Genomic DNA, 20,341 nt, shown 5'->3' on the forward strand with positions numbered 1-20,341 from the left:
TTTAGTGTAACAAACGCTGAAGCTATGTTTTTCAGCGATTGTTACACTAACTTTAATTAGTTTTAATAATTCTCCCTTGAATTTTGACCTAGCTCTGCTGGGTTTTTTAGGATTTACACTATGACCAAATTACTTAGCCTCGGCGAGCTACTTATTGATATGCTGCCACAAGATTCTCAAAACAGTGCTTATTTGCCCATTGCAGGAGGTGCCCCTGCCAATGTAGCGGTAGGTTATGCAAAGTTAGGCGGCAAGGCTGCTTTTTGTGGCGGTATGGGTGATGACTACTTTGCTAAGCAATTAAGTAAATCGCTTGAGCAATATAAAGTAAGTACAGAGTACTTATTTACGATTAAAGACTCTCAAACGGCCGTAGTTATTGTGAGTTTAGATGAAACCGGTGAACGCAGCTTTAATTTTTATCGCCACAATACCGCCGATTTACTGTTAACGAGTGATCACTTAAACCATATCAAATGGGATGAATTGAGTACCCTACACTTTTGTTCCAACACGTTAACCAATCCAGCCATTGCAAACACCACCGTGTGTGCTTTAAAGCTGGCTAAAAACAACCATAAACTCGTTAGCTTTGATGTAAATTTACGCTATAGCTTGTGGCAAAATAGCAATGACATTGAACACAATGTACACGCGTGTTATGCCTATTGCGATATTGTTAAGCTATCGCGTGATGAGCTGAACTTTTTAGCTGAGCAAACACAGCATGCACCTGATGATTACTTACAATCTATTTTAAATATAGGTGTTAAATTGGTATTTTTAACCGATGGCCCTGCACCGGCAACGGTTTACCATAAGGCGTTTATATTAAACGAATCGGCGCCAATCATTAATGCTGTGGATACTACCAGTGCCGGTGATGCGTTTATTGCAGGCGTGTTATATTATTTAAATCACACCGATGAAAATAGCCCGCTCATCGAAAAAATTAATAATGAGCATCTAGTAAAACACGCTTTAAATTTTGGTTTGCGCTGTGGCTCTAAAGCCTGCTTAGCCAAGGGGGCATTTCCCGCATTACCTACACTTCAAGAGGTATAATACCAATCCGCAATAATACTTAATCATTTTATGGGGCTAAACGTGTCGCTATCTGCGTTAAAAAATTCTCATTTTGAACAACTAAATAGCACACTTTTTGCCTAGCTATCAACACGTTTTTCCTGCCTCAAAATAGATCACTTAATTAAGCGAATTGGTATAAATACTTTAAAAATAAAGGCCGATTATGGCCTTTATTTAAGCATCCGCTTCTTCATCATTACTTTTTAACCATTCTAAAGCCGCAGTGGCGTTCTCAAAATATTGAATTTCACCTGATACAAACCAACTGCCTAATTTAGCGATGGTTGATTGCCAGTCTTTGTTGCCGTATATGGCTATTTTTTTAAACTCTTTGTTGTGTTTTAAGCCAAGTTTTAAATCATCCCATGCGGCTCTAAGTTCCCAGCCATCAAGCTCAGTACCATCTATGAGTACATTAACAATAGGATGTTTAACTTCGCCAAGCGCAGAGTCTATCATCGGCGTGATCACTTCATAATCTTTATGAGTGAGTGTGCCTATGGCTTTTAAGGTTAAAAAAAACTCGCAACCAGAGCGCTCAATACCAATAGATAAGCCGTGTGTTAAATTTACCATAACCCGAACTCCGCAATAATATGAGCATCAAGTATAGGTGATAGCTTAGTAACCAATAGTGAAGTAGATCAAAAAACAGGCACATATACTTTTATTGTGCCCATTTTAATTAAATGCTTAATTATGCATTTTTAAGCCGTGCTATTTGGTTTTCAACATCTGTTAAATGACCGATTTTAAGCCACACTCTGGCTCCTTCACTGCCTGCTGTTGCTTTAATTTCGCTGTTAAGCGGCACTCTTAACCAGCTGTGCTTTACTAATGTATCGCCCTGCTCTTCAAGCGAGCCTTCAAGAACTAAAAGCTCGCCCCCACCTAAGGCGTTTAACGATATTTCACTGTTAGGTGCAAATGCTAAAATACTCACCTCTTCAAAGGCATCTTTATAAAGAGAAGCCACATTTACATTACTAAACTCAGGGTGAGGAACACCGTGCATGGTATTAGTTTGCAAGCGAACATGCTCTGTGTCCTCTGGCTGAAACTGCCATAATTTTACAAATATAACGCACCCGTTTTCAGAGCTTGGTGTATGTTTTGACTCAGGCGGATTACGAATATAAGAACCCTTGGGGAAATCACCATGTTCATCTTGAAAAACACCTTCAAGCACAATAAATTCTTCACCGCCGGTATGTGTATGAGCAGAAAAATGGCTGTTTGGCGCATAACGTACAATGCTGGTTGCGCGTGCAACCTCATCGCCCACTCTATCAAGTGGACGCCTATCAACACCCGCCATCGGTGAGGCTATCCATTCTAACGATTCGCTATGTACAACAACACGTTCGCTAAAATCAGCTGCAATTTTCATATTTGACTCCATATCTAAACAGCAATGCTTGGACGTTGAGCGACCTTTTCTTGCCATGCTATTAAATGTGATAGCTCCTAGGAATAGCTATTTTTGCAAAGCCTGCAAACACCAGACCGGCGTACAAAGTAATATCTGCAACACTAAAATTCTCACCGGTAACATAAGCAGAGTTGGCTAACACTGTATTAAAATAAACAAAGCCTTGGCGCGCTTTTTCACCTTGCTTTTCTCCACAAGCAACATTTTGATAGGTTTCAAGCGCTGGGCCTAAACCATCCGCTGCATGATAAAAGTAAGTGGCTACAGCATCAAGCACCATAGACTCCGCACGCTTTTGCATCATATTAATCACCACGCGTTCTTTTGCCTTAACACCGGTTAATGAAGGGCCTGCAAAAGCGGTATCAATATATTCAGTAATCGCGGTGCTTTCTGTTATGAACGTTCCATCATCTAGCTCTAAAACAGGTACGCCTGCTAAGGGTTTTTAGTTAAAAAAGCCTCAGTACGGTGCTCACCATTTAATAAATCGACAGCAACAAACTCTACTTTATCAGTCGCCTTTTTTTCAGCAAGCGCAATACGTACACGTAATGGATTAGGAAAGTTTTCTACGTCATAAATTTTCATAATTATCTTTTTATATTTTTACCACAGTTTGAACTAATACTGGCAAGAATAAATTACCTACCTTCTGATAGGTAATTTATATTAAGATCTCGACCTTTGCAAACTAAAAATAAAAGAGCTTGAAAATAACTACCTACTGGTTGATAATTTTTTGCAGCGATATGAAGGAAGTTTAAAATGACAAAAAAAGCGGCTCTGTTAAAAGCAGCAGAAAATAAAGTTAGACTTGGTGGCTATAGCAATTTTAGCTTTAGAGAGTTGGCCAGTGAAGTTGGTATTAAAAGTGCCAGTGTGCATTATCACTTTCCAACTAAAGCTGATTTAGGTGCAGAGCTTGCGCATCAATATACCGATGCCTTTATCGCTGTACTTGGTGAACCAGAGACACACAAAGCAAACGGTAAAAACCCTATTGATATTTACACTCAGTTATTTAGAAATGCACTCGTGATTGATAAAAAAATGTGTTTATGTGGCTTGCTCGGCGCAGAAAGCGACAGCCTACCTGATAAAGTGCGGGTTGAAGTTCAGCGGTTTTTTAATAAAAATTTAGCCTGGTTAACCCAAGCACACGCTGCGAATGGTGAAGAAAACCCTGCTCGCGCGGCAATACAAACAGTGAGCTTATTAGAGGGTGCGATGATGATTAGTAAAACCCTAGATGATATCAGCTACTTCGAACAAGCCACTTTTTAGCGATTGGCGATCAAGTATAAAAAAAGCGAGCCTTCATAAGGCTCGCTTTTACATTTTTAAGATTACGATTTATTAAGCCGTACGCACTTTATGCTTTGAATGCACAACAGCTAATACAATAAACCCTATAACAGCCACCGCTGCACCAATCGGTTTACCTAAATCACTTGATAAGTTTAACCCTATTGCCGCGGTCATTATGTATGACAAGGTCACTGCTGTAGCGATTACTGCTGGTATACTAGTGATCCAGTGGAATGTACCACGGTCAAATAAGTACTTGGTCGCAAGCCACAACACACTAGTAGAAAGCAGCATATTTGAGAATGCGAAGTAGCGCCAAATCACAGAGAAATCGAGCTTAGTCATAAAGTAGGCAATGGTTAAAATAGGGATTGCTAGCAATAAACGATTACGTAAACTTTGCGGAATACTAAACGCATCAACCACAGTCAAGCGCAGTGAACGAAACGCCGTATCGCCTGAGGTAATAGGGAAAACAGCAACAGCAATAATTGCCATAATACCGCCAAATACACCTAAGTAGCTGTTTGCAATATGGTTAACCACCAAACCTGGGCCACCAAGATCAAGCATAGCTTTTAAACCCGCATAGCCTTCAGGGAATGCAGCAATACCCGCTAATGCCCAAACACAACCTACAATGCCTTCACACATCATCGCACCATAATAAACTGGGCGTACGTATTTTTCGTTGGTTAAACAACGGGCAATAATAGGGGCTTGCGTTGAGTGAAAACCACTAATAGCACCACAGGTAATGGTTATAAATAGCAGCGGCCAAGTGGGCAGTCCATCAGGATTTGGTGCTAAGAAGTCATGAGCGTGATCAGCCTCAAAGTATGCTAAAAAGTCGCCCGCTACTGGTAAATGTGGTGCGTTTATTAGCAGTGATACCGCAATAGCTACTGTCATTACGATCATTAACAAACCAAAAATAGGGTAAAACTTAGTGATGATTTTATCAATGGGTAATAACGTGGCTAAAAAGTAGTAAGCTAAAATGGCCAAAACCCAAAAGGTATTATTTGCAAATATTGTATCCTTAAATATATCAAGGTTACTTAATAATCCTGCCGGGCTCATAATAAATACAACACCAACAAAAAATAGTAGCATCGCAGTAAAAATAAGCATAAAGCCTTTAAATACAACGTTGTAGTAGTGCCCAGCTATTTCCGGTAAGCTTTTACCGTCTTCTTTTATACTCATTACTCCTGAGAAGAAGTCGTGTACAGCGCCACCCAAAACATTACCAAGCACAATCCATACAAGCGCAACCGGACCATATAATGCACCCAATATTGGGCCAAATATGGGGCCTACGCCTGCTATATTTAAAAATTGAATCAAAAATGCACGAACAGGGTGAATTGCAACGTAATCAACACCTTCGCTAAAGCGTTTTTGTGGTGTGTCGACCGTTGAATCCATGCCCGCTTGCTTTTCAACAAACGGGCTGTAAAACTTATAGCCTAATATTAAAATAGTTAGGCAAATAAAAAAGATGATCATAAAGCACGCTTCTCTTTTTGTATGTGTGTATAGGGCCAATTATTACAGCCCAAATTTTAAAATAACAATTGAACGTAGCATATGAAAAAGCACGCAACAATGAGACGTTTGGCTAATGCTCTGGCAAAATCAAATTTATTCAAAAAATAAAACTAAGTAACAGCATAAGTTACTTATAAAAAAGCGTTAAAAAACGTTAAAAGTACTTATATTGCGACTAAAATCTATACGCCAATTTGCAACAATAGCTACACCTGAATGATTAATTAGCCTACGATAAACATTATTACTACTTTAAATGTACTGCCGTTGGCCTACGTGGCTTTACAAAAAAACAAGGATGCCCTCAATGACACAGTTTACTACGCCCGATTTATACGATGAACATCGCGACCATGTGCAAGTCGCTGACAGTGGCTTGCAACACTTTGGTAATAAAACTCTCTTTTATGGTCAAGTAGTGACTGTCACCTGCCCAGACGATAACTCGTTTGCTGGCAATATATTACATGAAAATGGTGAAGGCAAAGTGTTGGTTGTGAATGGCTTTGCTAGTAAACGTTTTGCCTTCATTGGCGATATGATTGCAGAGCGAGCCCTAAAAAATGGCTGGCAAGGCATTATTATTAATGGTTGTTGCCGCGATATTGAAATTCTTGCCACGCTTGATTTACCCGTGATGGCACTAGGCGCTACGCCGCGCTGCACCACTAAGCGCGGTTTAGGTGCCAAAGATCACCCGGTTAATATGTTAAACACCACAATTAATACCGGTGATTGGGTGTATGCTGATGTCAATGGATTAATTATTAGTAATAAAGCCTTGTTTTGAACAATAAAAGTGACTGTTCGCGATCCACGAGCGGTGCTGGCAAAGACACAAAAATATCCGGTTAGATATAAACGAAAAAAACACCACTCGTTCTTAAACGAGTGGTGTTATTATTTAACAACGGCTTTTTATTATAGATTATGGATAACCCTATTCAGCATTAACCATGTCTTCAAACTTCATACCGGTTAATTTAGTTAGTACTTTAATTACATAAACAAAAATACCAATGAGCATGAGCATAGACGGAATAGCAATTACCGGATAACTCAGTAACGTCATTTCGCCAAGCTGTTCGTTAAACTCAACGGAGCCTGCAGGGCTGGTAACAATCCATTTAGCAAGGATGTAATTCATCGTAGATGAAAACACAAAGGTAAGCGCTAATAAGTAATTAGCATTAGTAATCTTTTGTTTAAAGCTTTGTGTATTGCCTCGTGCATCTAAGGCATCGTAAATAGTATCTAGCTTAAATAAAAGTGAGTTTAATAAAAGTTTGGCTAGCAGGGGTTTACCAAAAAAACCCGACATCAACACGGTAAAACCAATGATTGCCGGAATAGCTGCTTCTTTTATAGCTAACCACTCAACGTTTAGCTCAAACAAGGCAATACCACCGGTAAGCAAAGTACTTAAAAAGCCTAAAAGCGAGATGAAGTTTAATGAGCCCGCTTTTATAAAATCATAAATCCCATAGCTAATGGGGAATATAAGCGCGACAATTAAACCAGCCACACTGCCTAAATATTCAGGGCCAGAAAACTTCATTAAAATGACTGAAGGGATGATGATATTAAAGACTATTTCGATAAGCGGATTATTTTTTTTACGCTTATTTGTAGCTTGATTATTACTGGTCATTTTTAGTTCCAAAAAATATTACTGCTGCCATTAATTTCCCCTTATGTGGAATAAATAATGCTAAACATTGCTTCTTTGCATAATACTCGCAATACGCTCGCCATTCTAGCATGGCACTTAGTCGTATTATTTTATTATGTAGCGCTTACTCTGCAGTAATATAGGTATAAATTTAGGCGTTAATTAAATCACCAGTCGTATTTTCAGCCCTCAAAGACTATATTAAAGCTACAAAAAATGTAACTCTTCACCAAGAAAAACTATTTTCTAAGGATCATTTTTAGCTATTTGCTGATCCTGCCAGTATGCCAAGCTAGAGCGATTACCCTATCGCTCTAGCTTTAATGAATTTAAACAGCATAAATATCACTGAAATAGTTGAGCAAACTAAAATTCAGTTACAAGAAGATAAAACACTCTCGCCAGCGTTGAAGATGTCTATTGAACTCATTCTTGTTGTCGTTGTTATGCTAGCTAACCTGAACTCCGGATAATAAATCCATCTCAAGCAGCTACTTTCAGCGCTAACTGCGTTGAATTTACTTGCAATAGGCGACTATTGACACGTAATTTCGCCTTGTTTTCACTAAAAACCTCTAGCTAGAGATAAATAAATAAAAATATCTTTTATTTATTTATTGTGTTAGTAAATCTCTTAACCAGAGTTCAGGGGCGCTTACCCATCACATTTAAACGCTGTAATTGATACTCATAAAATGTAGGGGTGGCATGTAATGTTTTTGTAATTACATCTTTCGCCCAATCAGGTAGTGATTTATTTAAGCTATAGAACACCCATTGATTTTGCTTACGATCAGCAAGAAAACCGCATTGACGTAATACAGCTAAATGCCGTGAAATTTTAGGCTGGCTTACATCAAGTGCCGCCACTAATTCACATACACATAACTCATCTTCATGCGCAATAAGCAGTATTGTCTTTAAGCGGGTGTCATCAGCAATACATTTAAAAAAATGCAGAGGATTTAGTTTATTAATACAGTGTAGTCTTGTTTTGCATACAACAACAATATATGAAAAGAAAGACATATGGAGTAGTGAAAATATGAAATTTCATATATACAGGTAAAGTTATCTATTTTCCGCGTCAACTCAAGTTTGGCTTTTTAGAGATGTGCCCAATAAAAAACACGCAATGATCACTCATGGCGTGTTTTTATAAACAATATAAAGGGGTTAATTAAATAACCGACAACTCTACTTCAATATTGCCGCGAGTTGCATTTGAATATGGACATACTTGATGTGCTTTCTCTACCAAGGCTTGTGCCGCTGCTTTGTCCATATCACCTAGTGATACAGCCAACTTTACAGCAATACCAAAACCGGCATCAATCGCACCAATAGACACTTCAGAGTTAATGTAAGTATCACTTGGCAGGGCAATTTTTTCGCTACCCGCTACAAACTTAAGTGCACCAATAAAACAGGCAGCATAACCTGCTGCAAATAATTGCTCTGGGTTTGTGCCTTGTCCGTCGTCGCCACCTAGCCCTTTTGGGGTTGATAGTTTTACATCTAAACGGCCATCGTCAGATTTAGCTACACCTTCACGGCCACCGGTTGCAGTTGCTTTTGCCGTGTAGGCAACGTTTTGTAATACATTCATAGTGAACTCCAAAGTTTATCAATTAATTTATTTTGCATGCAAAATAGTAAGGCAAGTGATTAGAGATTGCAAATACTTTGCATGCAAATTAAAATGTTTTTTGAATTTAAGGTATTTAGGAGTTAGGTATGTCGTTTGAGCAATTAAAGTTAAAAAATCAGCTGTGTCATAGGTTATATATGGCATCAAATAGCATTGCACGCGCTTACCGTGAGCCTTTGGCTGCACTTAACTTAACGTATCCGCAATATGTAGTAATGATGGCGCTGTGGGAGCAAGACAAAATAACCATAGCGCAGCTAATAGATAAAACCGCTATTGATGGCGGCGCTATGACCCAAATACTCAAAAAAATGACCGAAAAGTCTCTGTTAGCCGTTATTAAAGACGAGCACGACAAGCGCAAGCGCCTAATTCAGCTTACCCATCGTGGGCAAGCCCTTAAAAACGAAGCCGCTGATATTCCAAAAAATATATTATGTAAGTTTGAAAGTGTAGACCCTACGCAAGCCAAACAGCTTATGCAGCTGCTTGATTTAGTAGTAAACGATTTAAATACTAAAAGCGACGATGAGTTAGCCAACTAACGCGGTTATTTTTTGTTGAATAAACGCCCTAAATGCGGTGATCACCGGAGTCATTTGGCGTCGGTCGGCGTACATCATATAAAGCGGTAGCGGATCGCTTTGCCACTGTGGGCATAAATGAACGAGCTCCCCGCTTGCTAAATTATCAATGACATCCAAGTACGATTTATACGCAATGCCTTTGCCCTCTAGCGCCCAGCGCCTCACCATTTCACCATCGTTTACTATATGTTGGCAATTTAGATGTACTTTTTGTACTGCGCCATTTTTATAAAAACGCCACTCTTTAAACACTTCACCAAAACGCATAAAGGTAATGGTGGTATGCTGCGTTAAGTTAAGGGGGTGTGTAAGCAATCCATTTTTTGCTACATATTCAGCAGAGGCCACTAAAATACGCGCATTATTTAAAAATAGTGGCGCTGCAATTAACTGCGACTCTTTTGGTACACCAAAGCGCAGTGCAATATCAATTGATTGGCTATAAATGTCGCTTACTTCGTCACTTAAGTGCAGTTTAAGTTTTACATTCGGGTATTGCGCTAAAAACTCATTAAGCCATTCACTTAGTTTATTTCGCCCTAAATCACACGGGGCCGATACCTGTAGTGTCCCTGTTACTTCGCCTACTGCAGTTTGCACTGCGGCTACCCCTTGTTGAATAAGCGAAAGTGAATCTTTGGCATAAGTTAAAAACTGCTCTCCTGCCACACTTAAGCGTAAGCTGCGGGTTGAGCGAATAAACAGTACGTTTCCTAAATCTTTTTCTAGGCGCTTAATAGCTGCACTTACCGCCGCTGGGGTTTGCGCGTTTTGCCGTGCGGCTTCAGAAATACTGGCGCAACTAGCTACATCTATAAAAGTTTGAATATCGTTAAATGATCGCATATTTTCAATTAAAATTTGAAAGTGCTTTAGTTTTTCATGTCTTTTTCTATTTTTCAACTGAGCTATAGTACTTATTAAGTTAAAAGTACTTAGTTAAAATCATCAGGAACGCACATGAAAGCATTTGGATACAGCAAAAACACTAAAACGCTTACAGCAAGCTCTATACAAGAAATTGAGCTTGATACCCCAACCGCTACCGGGCACGACCTACTTATTGAAGTAAATGCTATTTCAATAAACCCAGTAGATACAAAAATACGTGCAAATGTAGCGCCGGAACAAGGCTACAAAGTATTAGGTTGGGACGGCGTAGGCATTGTAAAAGCCGTTGGCGAGTCAGTATCGTTATTTAATGTGGGGGATCGTGTATTTTACGCCGGCGATTTATCGCGCCAAGGCAGTAATGCGCAATTTCAATTAGTTGACGAGCGCATTGTAGGGCGTGCGCCTAAAACATTAACCGGCGCACAAGCCGCAGCACTGCCTCTAACCAGTATTACCGCCTACGAAATGCTGTTTGACCGCCTGCAAGTGCCTAAAAATAAGCAAAATACTCAGCAATCTATTTTAGTTATTGGCGCCGCAGGTGGCGTTGGTTCTATTTTAGTACAGCTTGCCAAGCAACTTACTGGGCTAAATGTGGTTGGTACTGCATCACGCGAGCAAAGCGTAACCTGGCTTAAAGAGTTAGGCGCCGATCACGTGCTCGATCATTCTAAAAACTTAAACGAGCAGCGCAAAGAGCTCGGTTTAGCTGAGTTTGATTACGTTATTGGATTAACTCATACCGACCAATACCAAGACCAAATAGTGGAGTGCATTAAGCCCCAAGGTAAATTTGCGCTAATAGATGACCCTACATCGTTCGATATTTTAAAATTTAAACCTAAATCTATATCGGTTCATTGGGAATTTATGTTTACCCGCTCGCTATTTACTACACCCGATATAACAGCGCAGCACACCTTACTTAATGAAATTAGTGAGCTGATAGACTCAGGTACGCTTAAAACCACACTTGGGCAAAATTTAGGCCCAATAAACACCGCTAATTTATATAAAGCGCATCAAATTTTAGAATCGCACACCTCACGCGGTAAACTTGTTTTAGAAGGCTTTTAAACATGATCAAGATTAAAAAATTACTTTTAGTTGCAGCCTGCAGTGCTGCGTTTTTAACCAGCAGTGTGTTTGCTAATACCGCTAATCAAAATGCTGATTTAAAAACAGTCGCCACATTTGGCGCGCAACACCCACCGGGTAACATTGCTATTACGCCATCGGGTCGTAAGTTTTTATCGGTACATGGTTTTTACGGCCAAAAACAAAAAATTATGGAGCTATTAAGTGATGGCACCACCAAACCCTACCCTAATGAAGAATGGGCATACGCGTATAAAAACGGCAAAGGGTTTTACGATGTACTTGGCATAAATGTATCAGCCGATGGCGTATTATGGATGCTTGATACATCAGGCCCTGATCATGCTGGGCGTTTAGTCGGTTGGGATACCAATAAAGAGCAACTATATAAAATAATTTACTTAGCTAAACCCACCATTACCGACACCTCGTTTTTAAACGATTTAGTCATCGATAATAAACACGGTGTTGTATACATTGCCGACACCGCACAAGGCAGCCAAGCCGCTATTATTATCGTAAATTTAAAAACTGGTGAGGCGCGCAGAGTATTACAAAATAGCTCATACACCACAGCCGAAAACATCGACATGGTCATTGAAGGGCGCACCATGAAACTAGGCGGTCAACCAGCTCGTTTAGGCGTAAACCCAATCACACTCGACCCAAGCGAACAGTGGCTTTACTTTGGCTCTATGTCTGGCACGTCGGTTTACCGTATTGCCACAAGCGATATTAACAATAAAAGCCTGAGCGCAAGCGCCCTTGAGAGTAAAGTAACGCGTTACGGCTCTAAACCCATGTCAGATGGCATTATTGTTGATGGCGGCGGCAATGTGTATGTTACCGACATAACCAATGGCGCAATTGGCGTAGTAAAGCCAAGTGGTAACTACCAAGTATTATTTAAAGACGAGCGCTTAAGCTGGCCAGATGGCTTTAGTTATGGCGCCGATCATAAAATATACTTTACCGTAAATGAGCTACATCGCTCGCCAGTATTAAATAACGGTAAAAATGCCAGCCAAGGAAAATTTAGTGTGCTGTCGTTCGACCCGCTAGTAAAAGGTAAGGTAGGTCGCTAATTACAGCGTAAAAACCCAAGCCACGCACCTGCTGCGTGGCATTTTGGTGCAACTTTTAGGCCTTTTAGCCCCAAAGTGGTGCTAAGCGTTTAAAAGTTATTTTTTAGTTGTTTAATAAATACCTGATTTATATTCATAAAATATTTACTTAACAGTTGGCATAATTCTTCCACAGTAACAATGTGTTCAGTGAAACTTTCAAGGAAAATACCATGGCTAACCTATACCACACCCTCTACCTACTCTGGCGTTTAGACATTAGCGTATGGCAGGTAAACGATCCGAGTAATACCCATACTACGTGCGACAAAGAGCGAGTTTACAGCCAATAGATTTGGTATTTATATACTTTGCAAGCACAGCCATTGCGTTGTATTGTTAAGTAACTAAAAACAATATAATTGGAACGTGTATGCACGCCTTAGAAGTAAGTTTTGATGGCTTAGTTGGCCCTACTCACAACTATGCGGGTTTATCGTATGGTAATGTTGCCTCGTTAAACAATGCGGCGAGTATTTCAAACCCACAAGAAGCTGTGTTACAGGGCCTTGAAAAAATGAAAGCCATGCACGACAAAGGCTTAACACAAGGTGTGTTTGCACCCCACGCACGCCCCGATTTAAACGTACTACGTCGCCTAGGTTTTACTGGCAACGACTCGCAAGTTATTCAAAAAGCATTTAAAGCCGACCCTATTTTATTGCGCGCGTGTTATTCGGCCTCTGCAATGTGGACCGCCAATGCCGCCACTGTGTCACCTTCGCCAGATACCCTCGATGGCAAAGTGCATTTTACTTCAGCTAATTTAAACAATAAGTTCCATCGCTCGCTAGAGCCAGCTACCACTACCCGCTTACTAAAAGCCATGTTTAATAACGATAGCTACTTTGCACACCATACACATTTACCCGATCAGGGCTTTTTTGGCGACGAAGGGGCCGCTAACCACACCCGACTTTGCGACAGCCACGGCGAGCAAGGCCTAGAAATGTTTGTATTTGGTGCAAGTGCCTTTAACAGCCAATTACCAAAACCGGCTAAGTTTCCTGCAAGGCAAACACTTGAAGCCTCAGAAGCCATTTGCCGATTACATAATTTAAAAGAATCGAGCCAAATTTTACTGCAGCAAAATCCAGATGTAATAGACCAAGGCGTGTTTCATAACGATGTAATTGCAGTAGGTAACGCAAACGTATTGCTTTGCCACCAGCAAGCATTTTTAAACCAACACGATGCCCTGCAAGAAATTCGCGATGCCTACACCGGCAGCAAACAGCTATACATAATTGAAGTACCTACTGATAAGGTAAGCATTAGCGATGCAGTAAGCAGTTACTTGTTTAATAGCCAATTAGTAAGCCTAGATGATGGCTCAATGCTATTAGTAGCGCCACAAGAGTGCCAACGTAATAGCGCAGTAAACGCCTACATTGAAGAAATGATTTTAGCGGATAACCCAGTAAACCAAGTGCAGTTTTTTGACCTGCGCCAAAGTATGCAAAATGGCGGCGGCCCTGCCTGCTTACGTTTACGTGTAGCTCTTAACGAGCAAGAACTTGCTGCGGTAAACCCAGAGGTTATTTTAACCGATACTAAATACACTCAGCTTTGTGACTGGGCAAAGCGTAACTACCGGGATAAGCTAGGTGCAAGCGACTTTGCCGATTCAGCCCTACTTACCGAAAGCTACCAAGCACTGGATGAACTAACCCAACTGCTTAACTTAGGCTCGGTGTACGACTTTCAATTAGAAGGTTAATACTCGTCAGCAAAAAGCTAATACAAAAATAGCGAGCCAAGGCTCGCTATTTTTATTTGTGCTTATGCTAATAGTGTTTAAAGGTTTTATTTACCGTTATTAACCGTTACTGCCGATGCCATCGACTCAGATATATGTAGTGTTCGCTGCGGAAACGGAATACTCAGCCCCGCGCCTTCTATGGCTTCTTTAACGCGTTTATTTAAATCCCACACGGTTTGCCAGTAATCGCCATTTACAGCCCATGCACGTAATTGAATATTTACTGCGCTTTCGCCTATTGAAGTAACCATTACTTTAGGCGCTGGATCTGCGAGTAATCGGCTTTCTGATTCGGCAACTTCTTTAAGTACATTTAAGCCAACATCAATAGAGTCGGCGTACGAAATTCCCACCACTATATCCATGCGCCTTTTACCGTTGCGGGTAAAGTTTTTAATGTTGCCGCCCCACACTTTACCGTTAGGCGATGCGATATAAAGGCCGTCGGTGGTTTTAAAAATGGTCGTAAATAAGTTTATTTCGTTTACTGTGCCAAGCGTACCGCTCGCATCTACAAAATCGCCTATTTTAAATGGCCTAAGTATTAATAGCATAATGCCAGCGGCAATATTACTTAAGGTGTTTTTAAGCGCCAAACCAATCGCTAAACCCGCCGCGCCCATTAGCGCTATTAAACTTGCCGTATTAACGCCAAAAATATCTAAAATAAACAGCCCAGCAATTATGTAAACTAAATACCCCGCAATGCTCGATAAAAGCGGCAGTAGCGTTTCGTCTACTTTTTTTAATGGCGACTTAGAATTTTTAATCGCTTTTTTTACTGAACGCGCAATAAGCGCACTCGCAACTAAAATAGCCAAGGCTAATACCACTTTGTAACCTAAAGTGATGATTGTTTCTGAATGGCTTTGCCAAAACACAATAAGTTTATCTTTCATACATATTCCAACTATGGGCTGATTATCAGCAAGAATTAAATCTATACACTTCAAAAGAAGTGGCGGGAGTATATAGTAAAAATTTTAAAGCGATAGCATTAAAATAAGGGGAAGGTGTGCCTAAATCAGCAAATTAATTGGGCAAAGTTTTTCTTTTTTTCGCTTAAATTTTCACACTTAAAACCTTTGTGCTCACAAACTAGTTAACCTATGGCGTACATACTTTTGTTCAAAAATGCGCAAAGTAAAATAAAGATTAATTTCAAGTAACTATTCAAAAAACCAGTTCAATCTAAATTCAGCTTAGCCCTTCTACAATCCGCTTTATAAACTAAAGGAGTAAATCATGAATTTTAAATCAACATTAGTCAGCAGCGCCGTTCTTTTTGCATTAGCCGGGTGTGGCTCTTCAAGTGATGACAATGACACAACACCGCCACAATCTAGCGACAAGTCAACCTTTAGCCTTGGTGTGTCAGATGCGCCGGTTAGTGGTTTAAAAGCGGTTAACGTCGTGTTTGATTCAATCACTATTAAAACACAAGGCGATGAAGAATTTAGTTTTGAAACCCGAAGTGAAACTGACGCATCTCAACCACAAATGGTTAATTTGCTCGATTACACCGGGGATGATGTTTTTGAGCTGCTTGACGATCAAGAAGTGCCAGCAGGCGAATACTCGTGGATCCGCGCTCAGGTTATAAATGGCGATACTAATAACCTTAGTTTTACATCTCACGTAGTATACGAAGACGACAGCATTGCTCCGCTCGTGGTAAAAAGAAAAGGGAATGATGGTGTAGGCGAAATACAACTCGATGGCTTTACACTTAACCAAACTGATAACGACTTTGTTTTAGAATTTGACCTAAAAAAATCGCTGGTCGATCCCCAAAATAATGAGGCGATCTTTTTAAAACCTAGAGGCGTACGATTACAAAATCTTTCTGAGTCACAAGAAATTGAAGGCACAGTAAGCCAAGCGCTTATTAATAACTGTGAAACAGACAATATCGCCACTGCTGCTGCAGATTCAACGTTTGGACACGCCGTATATTTATATTCATCAGATGCTCAAATACCTAAAGATATATACGAAATAGATGAGCAAACCCCAGAAGATGCCCCACTTGCGACCGCAAATGTTGTATTTGACCAAGACGATAACCAATATGAGTTTGAGCTTGCTTTCATTACACCGGGAGACTACCAACTTGGCTATACGTGCACCGCACATATAGACGATGCAGAGCTAGAAGATACTGATTTCACTGTTTATCAACTTAAGCAAATTAGTGTACCGCAAACTGAGGACCTTTCAGTTAGCTTTGACATAACACAATAAACGTATAGCGCACTTTAAGGTGCGCTTTTTTTATAAAAAGTATAACAAAAACGAACTCTCCACCTTTGCAAAAACCCATTAAAGCCACTCACCTAACATCATCCAAATAATTCATTCGTAAAGTGACCTGCATTCAAGCCCCGTTAACCCAGAACTGGTACAGTTAATAGCACGTATTAGTTAAACCGTTCTTATCATTTTGAATATGTAAACATAGGAGAAATAATCATGGCGAAACAAAAAGTAGTTCTAATTACAGGTGCCTCTAGTGGCATAGGTGAAGCGAGTGCAAAAACATTAGTTAATAATGGCCACAAAGTGATCTTAACCGCGCGCAGCGAAGATAAACTCAATAAACTAGTTGACGAGTTAGGCCATGAAAATGCATTTAGCGTTTCAGCCGATGCCACTAAATTTAATGAACTTGAGAATGTAGTGAGTAAAGGCGTTGAAAAATTTGGCCGATTAGACGTAGCATTCGCTAACGCAGGCATGGGTGTATCATCACCTGGTACAGAGAATGGCGACCCCAATGAGTGGTCAGCCATGGTTGACCTTAATATTAAAGCATTGCTTTGGACTGCTAAACTCACTTTGCCTCATTTACGTGAAAACCAAGGACATTTTATTTTAACCAGCTCTGCAGCAGGGCGAAGACCCATTGACGGCTCTATTTATGGTGCGACTAAATGGTTTGCCCATGGCTTTGGTCAAAACCTTGCAGAAGAAATGAAACCTTGGCATGGCCGATGTACAACCATAGCCCCAGGCATGGTGAATACACCATTTTTTGATGAAGCAAAACCAGATAAGCTCGACCCTCAAGACGTGGCCGATGCCGTTTTGTTTGCCATTGAAGCTAATCAGCGTAATAGCGTACGCGAAATCTATTTAATGCCCACCAACTAATAATAAAATGTAAAGGCCAATGTTTATTGGCCTTTACTATAAAAGTGCTTACCTGTGTTTTATTCAAATCACTATCTATTCAATCAATAAAAAATCACTTATTGAAACGCCGCTTACCATGCTAAATCACAATTTTATGTCTATTATATAAATAAAGTAATTTAATAACTGGAACCCATTTAATGGCTCCCAATAAAACTAATAATATACCGACTCATCAATATGTTACAAATGACCCATTGCACCAGCTTTTTGATGCTGTCGATTCTATCTCAGTACAAGGTTACGATGAGCAAAGACGTGTTATTTATTGGAACAAAGGCAGTGAATTGCTTTATGGGTATACACACCAAGAAGCCATTGGCAAAAAACTCGAAAATTTAATTATACCCGCACCAATGCGAGAGCCCGTTATTAAAGCGCATAGTAATTGGATTAAGTATGATATTGAAATTCCCGCATCAGAACTCATACTCAGACATAAAAATGGCAATGATGTAGCCGTATTTTCAAGCCATGTTATGTTTACCAATCAGTACAATACCAAACAAATGTACTGTATTGATATTGATCTGTCTGAGGTTCACAAAGCACAAGCAGAAGCCGTATTTAATGCCACCATGCTCAAAACTTTATTTGAGGCAATTCCTGATTTATTTTTTGTACTAGAGCAAAATGGCACTATTACTGACTACCATGCAAACAATGAAAACGATTTATATATTTCACCTAACCAGTTTATTGGTAAAAAAATGGTGGATGTATTACCTGAAAAAATAGCGCAAAAGTTTCAGGTTCATATAGAAAAAACGATAGCACAAGACAGTATGGTCAGTTTTGAATACGAATTAAGCATGCCTGAAGGCGTAATTTATTACGAAGCGAGATTGCGTTTATTGCCCAAAACAAACCAAATTATGGTGATTATTCGTGATATTAGCGAACTACACCGCTCCGCTGAACTAATTCGCCATCAGGCCCACTTTGATAGTTTAACCGATTTGCCTAATCGCTTTTTATCTCTAGACCGCTTATCACAAATATTACTGGAAGCACAAAAGAGCCACGAAAAAGCCGCCGTGTTCTTTTTAGATCTTGATGACTTTAAAAAAGTAAATGACTCTTTAGGCCATGAAGTGGGGGATAAATTATTAATTGCGGCAGCAGCAAGATTACAGCAAACACTTAAAAAAAATGACACAATAGGCCGATTGGGCGGCGATGAGTTTATTGTTTTAATATCCAATTTAAATGATGAAAGCGATGCTTTAGCGATTGCTGAGCGGTTACTTCAAGCATTTAAGAAACCATTTAAACTTGTAGGCAGAGACTTAATACTGACATTAAGTATTGGTATTGCTATTTCCCCTAAGGATGGCACCTGCGCCTCGGTGTTGTTACGAAATGCCGACACCGCTATGTACCAAGCAAAAACCATGGGGCGAAACACGTTCTCTTTTTTCACCCCACAAATGAACGTCGCCATGCGCCGCCGCTTTGAAATAGAAGAGCAAATGCATGGTGCACTAGAGCGTAATGAATTTGAGCTTTATTACCAACCACAAATAGATGTAAAAACAAACACTATCGTTGGCGCTGAAGCTTTGCTTCGTTGGCATAATATAGTGTTAGGGGAAATCACCCCAGATGAGTTTATCCCAATTGCAGAGCAAACCGGCTTAATTGCGCCTATTGGTGTATTTGTTCTTCAACAAGCCTTACGCTTTTTAAATGAATGGCAATCAATTAACAAGCAAAACTATACCATGGCGATTAATTTATCACCGCGCCAATTCAGAGACCCGGAACTGGTCAATATAATTAAACACACTCTGCATAAAAATAGTATTAATAATGAATGTTTAGAGCTGGAAATTACCGAAGGGGTGCTGATGAATAGCCAAGCGTCAATTCATGATGCCTTATTGCAAATTGATGAGCTGGGCATAAAGCTGTCAATGGACGACTTTGGCACAGGGTATTCATCATTAAGTTACTTACGAGAATACCCTTTTGATGTGCTAAAAATTGACCGCAGCTTTATTACTGGTATAACAGATAACAAGGCAGACTGTAATTTAGTGAAAGCGGCCATAGCTATGTCACACAGCCTAGAAATAAAAGTAGTAGCTGAAGGGGTAGAAACCAAAGAGCAGCTAGATTTACTCAACGAGCTAAACTGCGATATTGCTCAGGGATTTTATTTAAGTAAGCCCTTGCCGGCCGCCAAGCTGCTCAATTTTTCATTGCGTTACTTAAAAGCACTTTAGTTAAAAAGTGCTTTTATAGTTATGTTTTAGCTCATGATTTTAAAGAGTAAATCGCGCACCGTAGCAGGCTCAAACGGTTTGTCACATATTGTATCCACACCCGCTTGAGCAATATTAGCTAAATGGGTATCGTTAGCTTCTAAGCTCACCATCAGAATTGGAATAGGCGAGTACGCATTCGATTGCCTTACCGTTTCAGCTAATTTTTTACCATCCATTTCTGGCATATTGTAGTCTGTAACAATTAAATCAAATGATTGGCTGTTTAACATTTCAATCGCTTGTTTAGCGTCTTCGGCCTCTACCGGTGCTAGAATTCCCATCCCCGCCAAGACACGTATTATATGTTTTCGCGCAAAACGGCTGTCATCAACCACAAGCACTCTAAGAAGCGTCACATCAAAGTGCTCTAGTTCCACTTGTTGCTCGGTATTACTATTACTGCGTATTGCCTGTAATAAAGAATCAGCTGTGCCATCACTTAAATACAGGCTGCTAATGACTAAATCAGGGTGATAATTTGATAAAGCAGCCAGCGCGTTTTCTTGAGTGCTGGCCGTTTCAATTTGTGTAACACCGCACTGAGCCAGTGATTTTTTTATTAGCTTTTACTGAACTTCAGAAGGCTCAACTAATAAAATAGATAAGTTGGCTATTGCCGTTAAATCACTCATTTCAATCCTGTTATTATTAATTCTATAATTTTTATAACGCTCATTATAAAGTAATAACTTACAAGAAAAA

At 39.9% G+C, this 20,341-nt stretch carries 18 protein-coding genes and 2 pseudogenes; 10 read left to right on the forward strand and 10 right to left on the reverse strand.

The window, feature by feature from the left end:
- Positions 1 to 120: 120 nt before the first annotated feature.
- Positions 121 to 1,065: a carbohydrate kinase family protein gene (locus MTN97_RS01655; protein WP_069439127.1), complete on the forward strand. Its 945-nt coding sequence runs from the start codon at positions 121 to 123 to the stop codon at positions 1,063 to 1,065.
- Positions 1,066 to 1,263: 198 nt separating this feature from the next.
- Here MTN97_RS01655 and MTN97_RS01660 read toward each other — a convergent pair whose 3' ends face one another.
- From MTN97_RS01660 to MTN97_RS01670, 3 genes and pseudogenes are all read right to left on the reverse strand, one after another.
- Entirely contained in the window at positions 1,264 to 1,665 is a 402-nt protein-coding gene (locus tag MTN97_RS01660) for an STAS/SEC14 domain-containing protein (RefSeq protein WP_013463012.1), read from the reverse strand.
- Positions 1,666 to 1,786: 121 nt separating this feature from the next.
- Complete coding sequence (locus MTN97_RS01665) at positions 1,787 to 2,479, reverse strand: cupin domain-containing protein (protein WP_248473506.1); 693 nt, start codon at positions 2,477 to 2,479, stop codon at positions 1,787 to 1,789.
- Positions 2,480 to 2,493: 14 nt separating this feature from the next.
- Positions 2,494 to 3,112 (reverse strand): annotated as a pseudogene (locus MTN97_RS01670) (glutathione S-transferase family protein).
- 177 nt (positions 3,113 to 3,289) lie between these two features.
- Here MTN97_RS01670 and MTN97_RS01675 point away from each other — a divergent pair.
- Entirely contained in the window at positions 3,290 to 3,808 is a 519-nt protein-coding gene (locus tag MTN97_RS01675) for a TetR/AcrR family transcriptional regulator (protein ID WP_248473507.1), read from the forward strand.
- 72 nt (positions 3,809 to 3,880) lie between these two features.
- Here the strand turns inward: MTN97_RS01675 and MTN97_RS01680 are convergent, their stop codons facing one another.
- The gene (locus tag MTN97_RS01680) at positions 3,881 to 5,344 is read right to left on the reverse strand and encodes a carbon starvation protein A (protein WP_013463008.1); all 1,464 of its coding nucleotides are present in this window, start codon (positions 5,342 to 5,344) and stop codon (positions 3,881 to 3,883) included.
- A 349-nt stretch (positions 5,345 to 5,693) separates the two neighbouring features.
- Between MTN97_RS01680 and MTN97_RS01685 the strand changes: the two genes are divergently transcribed.
- Positions 5,694 to 6,176 carry a putative 4-hydroxy-4-methyl-2-oxoglutarate aldolase gene (locus MTN97_RS01685; RefSeq protein ID WP_036983776.1) on the forward strand — a complete coding sequence of 161 codons (483 nt, stop codon included), beginning with the start codon at positions 5,694 to 5,696 and terminating at the stop codon, positions 6,174 to 6,176.
- 150 nt (positions 6,177 to 6,326) lie between these two features.
- Here the strand turns inward: MTN97_RS01685 and MTN97_RS01690 are convergent, their stop codons facing one another.
- The 3 genes from MTN97_RS01690 to MTN97_RS01700 all read right to left on the reverse strand — a co-directional run bounded on the left by MTN97_RS01690 (position 6,327) and on the right by MTN97_RS01700 (position 8,667).
- Complete coding sequence (locus MTN97_RS01690; protein ID WP_016900505.1) at positions 6,327 to 7,037, reverse strand: VC0807 family protein; 711 nt, start codon at positions 7,035 to 7,037, stop codon at positions 6,327 to 6,329.
- Positions 7,038 to 7,703: 666 nt separating this feature from the next.
- Positions 7,704 to 8,036, reverse strand: coding sequence for a metalloregulator ArsR/SmtB family transcription factor (locus tag MTN97_RS01695; protein WP_248473565.1), 333 nt, complete (start codon positions 8,034 to 8,036; stop codon positions 7,704 to 7,706).
- Positions 8,037 to 8,238: 202 nt separating this feature from the next.
- Positions 8,239 to 8,667 carry an organic hydroperoxide resistance protein gene (locus MTN97_RS01700; RefSeq protein ID WP_036983765.1) on the reverse strand — a complete coding sequence of 143 codons (429 nt, stop codon included), beginning with the start codon at positions 8,665 to 8,667 and terminating at the stop codon, positions 8,239 to 8,241.
- 128 nt (positions 8,668 to 8,795) lie between these two features.
- Here MTN97_RS01700 and MTN97_RS01705 point away from each other — a divergent pair, with 128 nt between their 5' ends.
- Complete coding sequence (locus MTN97_RS01705) at positions 8,796 to 9,254, forward strand: MarR family winged helix-turn-helix transcriptional regulator (protein WP_036983764.1); 459 nt, start codon at positions 8,796 to 8,798, stop codon at positions 9,252 to 9,254.
- On the opposite strand, the gene MTN97_RS01710 is transcribed toward MTN97_RS01705, so the two are convergent.
- On the reverse strand, positions 9,243 to 10,142 hold the full coding sequence (locus tag MTN97_RS01710) for a LysR family transcriptional regulator (RefSeq protein ID WP_248473508.1): 900 nt from the start codon (positions 10,140 to 10,142) through the stop codon (positions 9,243 to 9,245). The genes MTN97_RS01705 and MTN97_RS01710 overlap by 12 nt on opposite strands.
- Positions 10,143 to 10,256: 114 nt before the next feature.
- Here MTN97_RS01710 and MTN97_RS01715 point away from each other — a divergent pair, with 114 nt between their 5' ends.
- From MTN97_RS01715 to astB, 3 genes are all read left to right on the forward strand, one after another.
- The gene (locus tag MTN97_RS01715) at positions 10,257 to 11,267 is read left to right on the forward strand and encodes a zinc-binding alcohol dehydrogenase family protein (RefSeq protein ID WP_248473509.1); all 1,011 of its coding nucleotides are present in this window, start codon (positions 10,257 to 10,259) and stop codon (positions 11,265 to 11,267) included.
- A 2-nt stretch (positions 11,268 to 11,269) separates the two neighbouring features.
- Complete coding sequence (locus tag MTN97_RS01720; RefSeq protein WP_248473510.1) at positions 11,270 to 12,373, forward strand: major royal jelly family protein; 1,104 nt, start codon at positions 11,270 to 11,272, stop codon at positions 12,371 to 12,373.
- 412 nt (positions 12,374 to 12,785) lie between these two features.
- Positions 12,786 to 14,132: an N-succinylarginine dihydrolase gene (astB, locus tag MTN97_RS01725; RefSeq protein WP_248473511.1), complete on the forward strand. Its 1,347-nt coding sequence runs from the start codon at positions 12,786 to 12,788 to the stop codon at positions 14,130 to 14,132.
- A gap of 86 nt (positions 14,133 to 14,218) precedes the next feature.
- Here astB and MTN97_RS01730 read toward each other — a convergent pair whose 3' ends face one another.
- Positions 14,219 to 15,073 carry a mechanosensitive ion channel family protein gene (locus MTN97_RS01730; protein ID WP_121638287.1) on the reverse strand — a complete coding sequence of 285 codons (855 nt, stop codon included), beginning with the start codon at positions 15,071 to 15,073 and terminating at the stop codon, positions 14,219 to 14,221.
- A 346-nt stretch (positions 15,074 to 15,419) separates the two neighbouring features.
- Between MTN97_RS01730 and MTN97_RS01735 the strand changes: the two genes are divergently transcribed.
- From MTN97_RS01735 to MTN97_RS01745, 3 genes are all read left to right on the forward strand, one after another.
- Positions 15,420 to 16,418, forward strand: a complete 999-nt coding sequence (locus MTN97_RS01735) for a DUF4382 domain-containing protein (protein ID WP_248473512.1) — start codon at positions 15,420 to 15,422, stop codon at positions 16,416 to 16,418.
- Positions 16,419 to 16,646: 228 nt separating this feature from the next.
- Entirely contained in the window at positions 16,647 to 17,327 is a 681-nt protein-coding gene (locus tag MTN97_RS01740; RefSeq protein ID WP_248473513.1) for an SDR family oxidoreductase, read from the forward strand.
- A gap of 182 nt (positions 17,328 to 17,509) precedes the next feature.
- Entirely contained in the window at positions 17,510 to 19,597 is a 2,088-nt protein-coding gene (locus MTN97_RS01745) for a bifunctional diguanylate cyclase/phosphodiesterase (RefSeq protein WP_248473514.1), read from the forward strand.
- A gap of 26 nt (positions 19,598 to 19,623) precedes the next feature.
- Here MTN97_RS01745 and MTN97_RS01750 read toward each other — a convergent pair.
- Positions 19,624 to 20,271 (reverse strand): annotated as a pseudogene (locus tag MTN97_RS01750) (response regulator).
- Positions 20,272 to 20,341 lie beyond the last annotated feature (70 nt).

This window comes from Pseudoalteromonas sp. 2CM36K (genome assembly GCF_023161865.1).
GTDB classification, from domain to species: domain Bacteria; phylum Pseudomonadota; class Gammaproteobacteria; order Enterobacterales; family Alteromonadaceae; genus Pseudoalteromonas; species Pseudoalteromonas tetraodonis.

Bases quoted from the DNA above. Each gene is read 5' to 3' on its own strand.
- MTN97_RS01730 (WP_121638287.1), bottom strand. From the start codon at position 15,073: ATGAAAGATAAACTTATTGTGTTTTGGCAAAGCCATTCAGAAACAATC.
- MTN97_RS01715 (WP_248473509.1), top strand. From the start codon at position 10,257: ATGAAAGCATTTGGATACAGCAAAAACACTAAAACGCTTACAGCAAGC.
- MTN97_RS01720 (WP_248473510.1), top strand. From the start codon at position 11,270: ATGATCAAGATTAAAAAATTACTTTTAGTTGCAGCCTGCAGTGCTGCG.
- MTN97_RS01745 (WP_248473514.1), top strand. From the start codon at position 17,510: ATGGCTCCCAATAAAACTAATAATATACCGACTCATCAATATGTTACA.
- MTN97_RS01655 (WP_069439127.1), top strand. From the start codon at position 121: ATGACCAAATTACTTAGCCTCGGCGAGCTACTTATTGATATGCTGCCA.
- MTN97_RS01740 (WP_248473513.1), top strand. From the start codon at position 16,647: ATGGCGAAACAAAAAGTAGTTCTAATTACAGGTGCCTCTAGTGGCATA.
- MTN97_RS01690 (WP_016900505.1), bottom strand. From the start codon at position 7,037: ATGACCAGTAATAATCAAGCTACAAATAAGCGTAAAAAAAATAATCCG.
- MTN97_RS01685 (WP_036983776.1), top strand. From the start codon at position 5,694: ATGACACAGTTTACTACGCCCGATTTATACGATGAACATCGCGACCAT.
- MTN97_RS01675 (WP_248473507.1), top strand. From the start codon at position 3,290: ATGACAAAAAAAGCGGCTCTGTTAAAAGCAGCAGAAAATAAAGTTAGA.
- MTN97_RS01680 (WP_013463008.1), bottom strand. From the start codon at position 5,344: ATGATCATCTTTTTTATTTGCCTAACTATTTTAATATTAGGCTATAAG.
- astB (WP_248473511.1), top strand. From the start codon at position 12,786: ATGCACGCCTTAGAAGTAAGTTTTGATGGCTTAGTTGGCCCTACTCAC.
- MTN97_RS01700 (WP_036983765.1), bottom strand. From the start codon at position 8,667: ATGAATGTATTACAAAACGTTGCCTACACGGCAAAAGCAACTGCAACC.
- MTN97_RS01660 (WP_013463012.1), bottom strand. From the start codon at position 1,665: ATGGTAAATTTAACACACGGCTTATCTATTGGTATTGAGCGCTCTGGT.
- MTN97_RS01735 (WP_248473512.1), top strand. From the start codon at position 15,420: ATGAATTTTAAATCAACATTAGTCAGCAGCGCCGTTCTTTTTGCATTA.
- MTN97_RS01705 (WP_036983764.1), top strand. From the start codon at position 8,796: ATGTCGTTTGAGCAATTAAAGTTAAAAAATCAGCTGTGTCATAGGTTA.
- MTN97_RS01665 (WP_248473506.1), bottom strand. From the start codon at position 2,479: ATGAAAATTGCAGCTGATTTTAGCGAACGTGTTGTTGTACATAGCGAA.
- MTN97_RS01710 (WP_248473508.1), bottom strand. From the start codon at position 10,142: ATGCGATCATTTAACGATATTCAAACTTTTATAGATGTAGCTAGTTGC.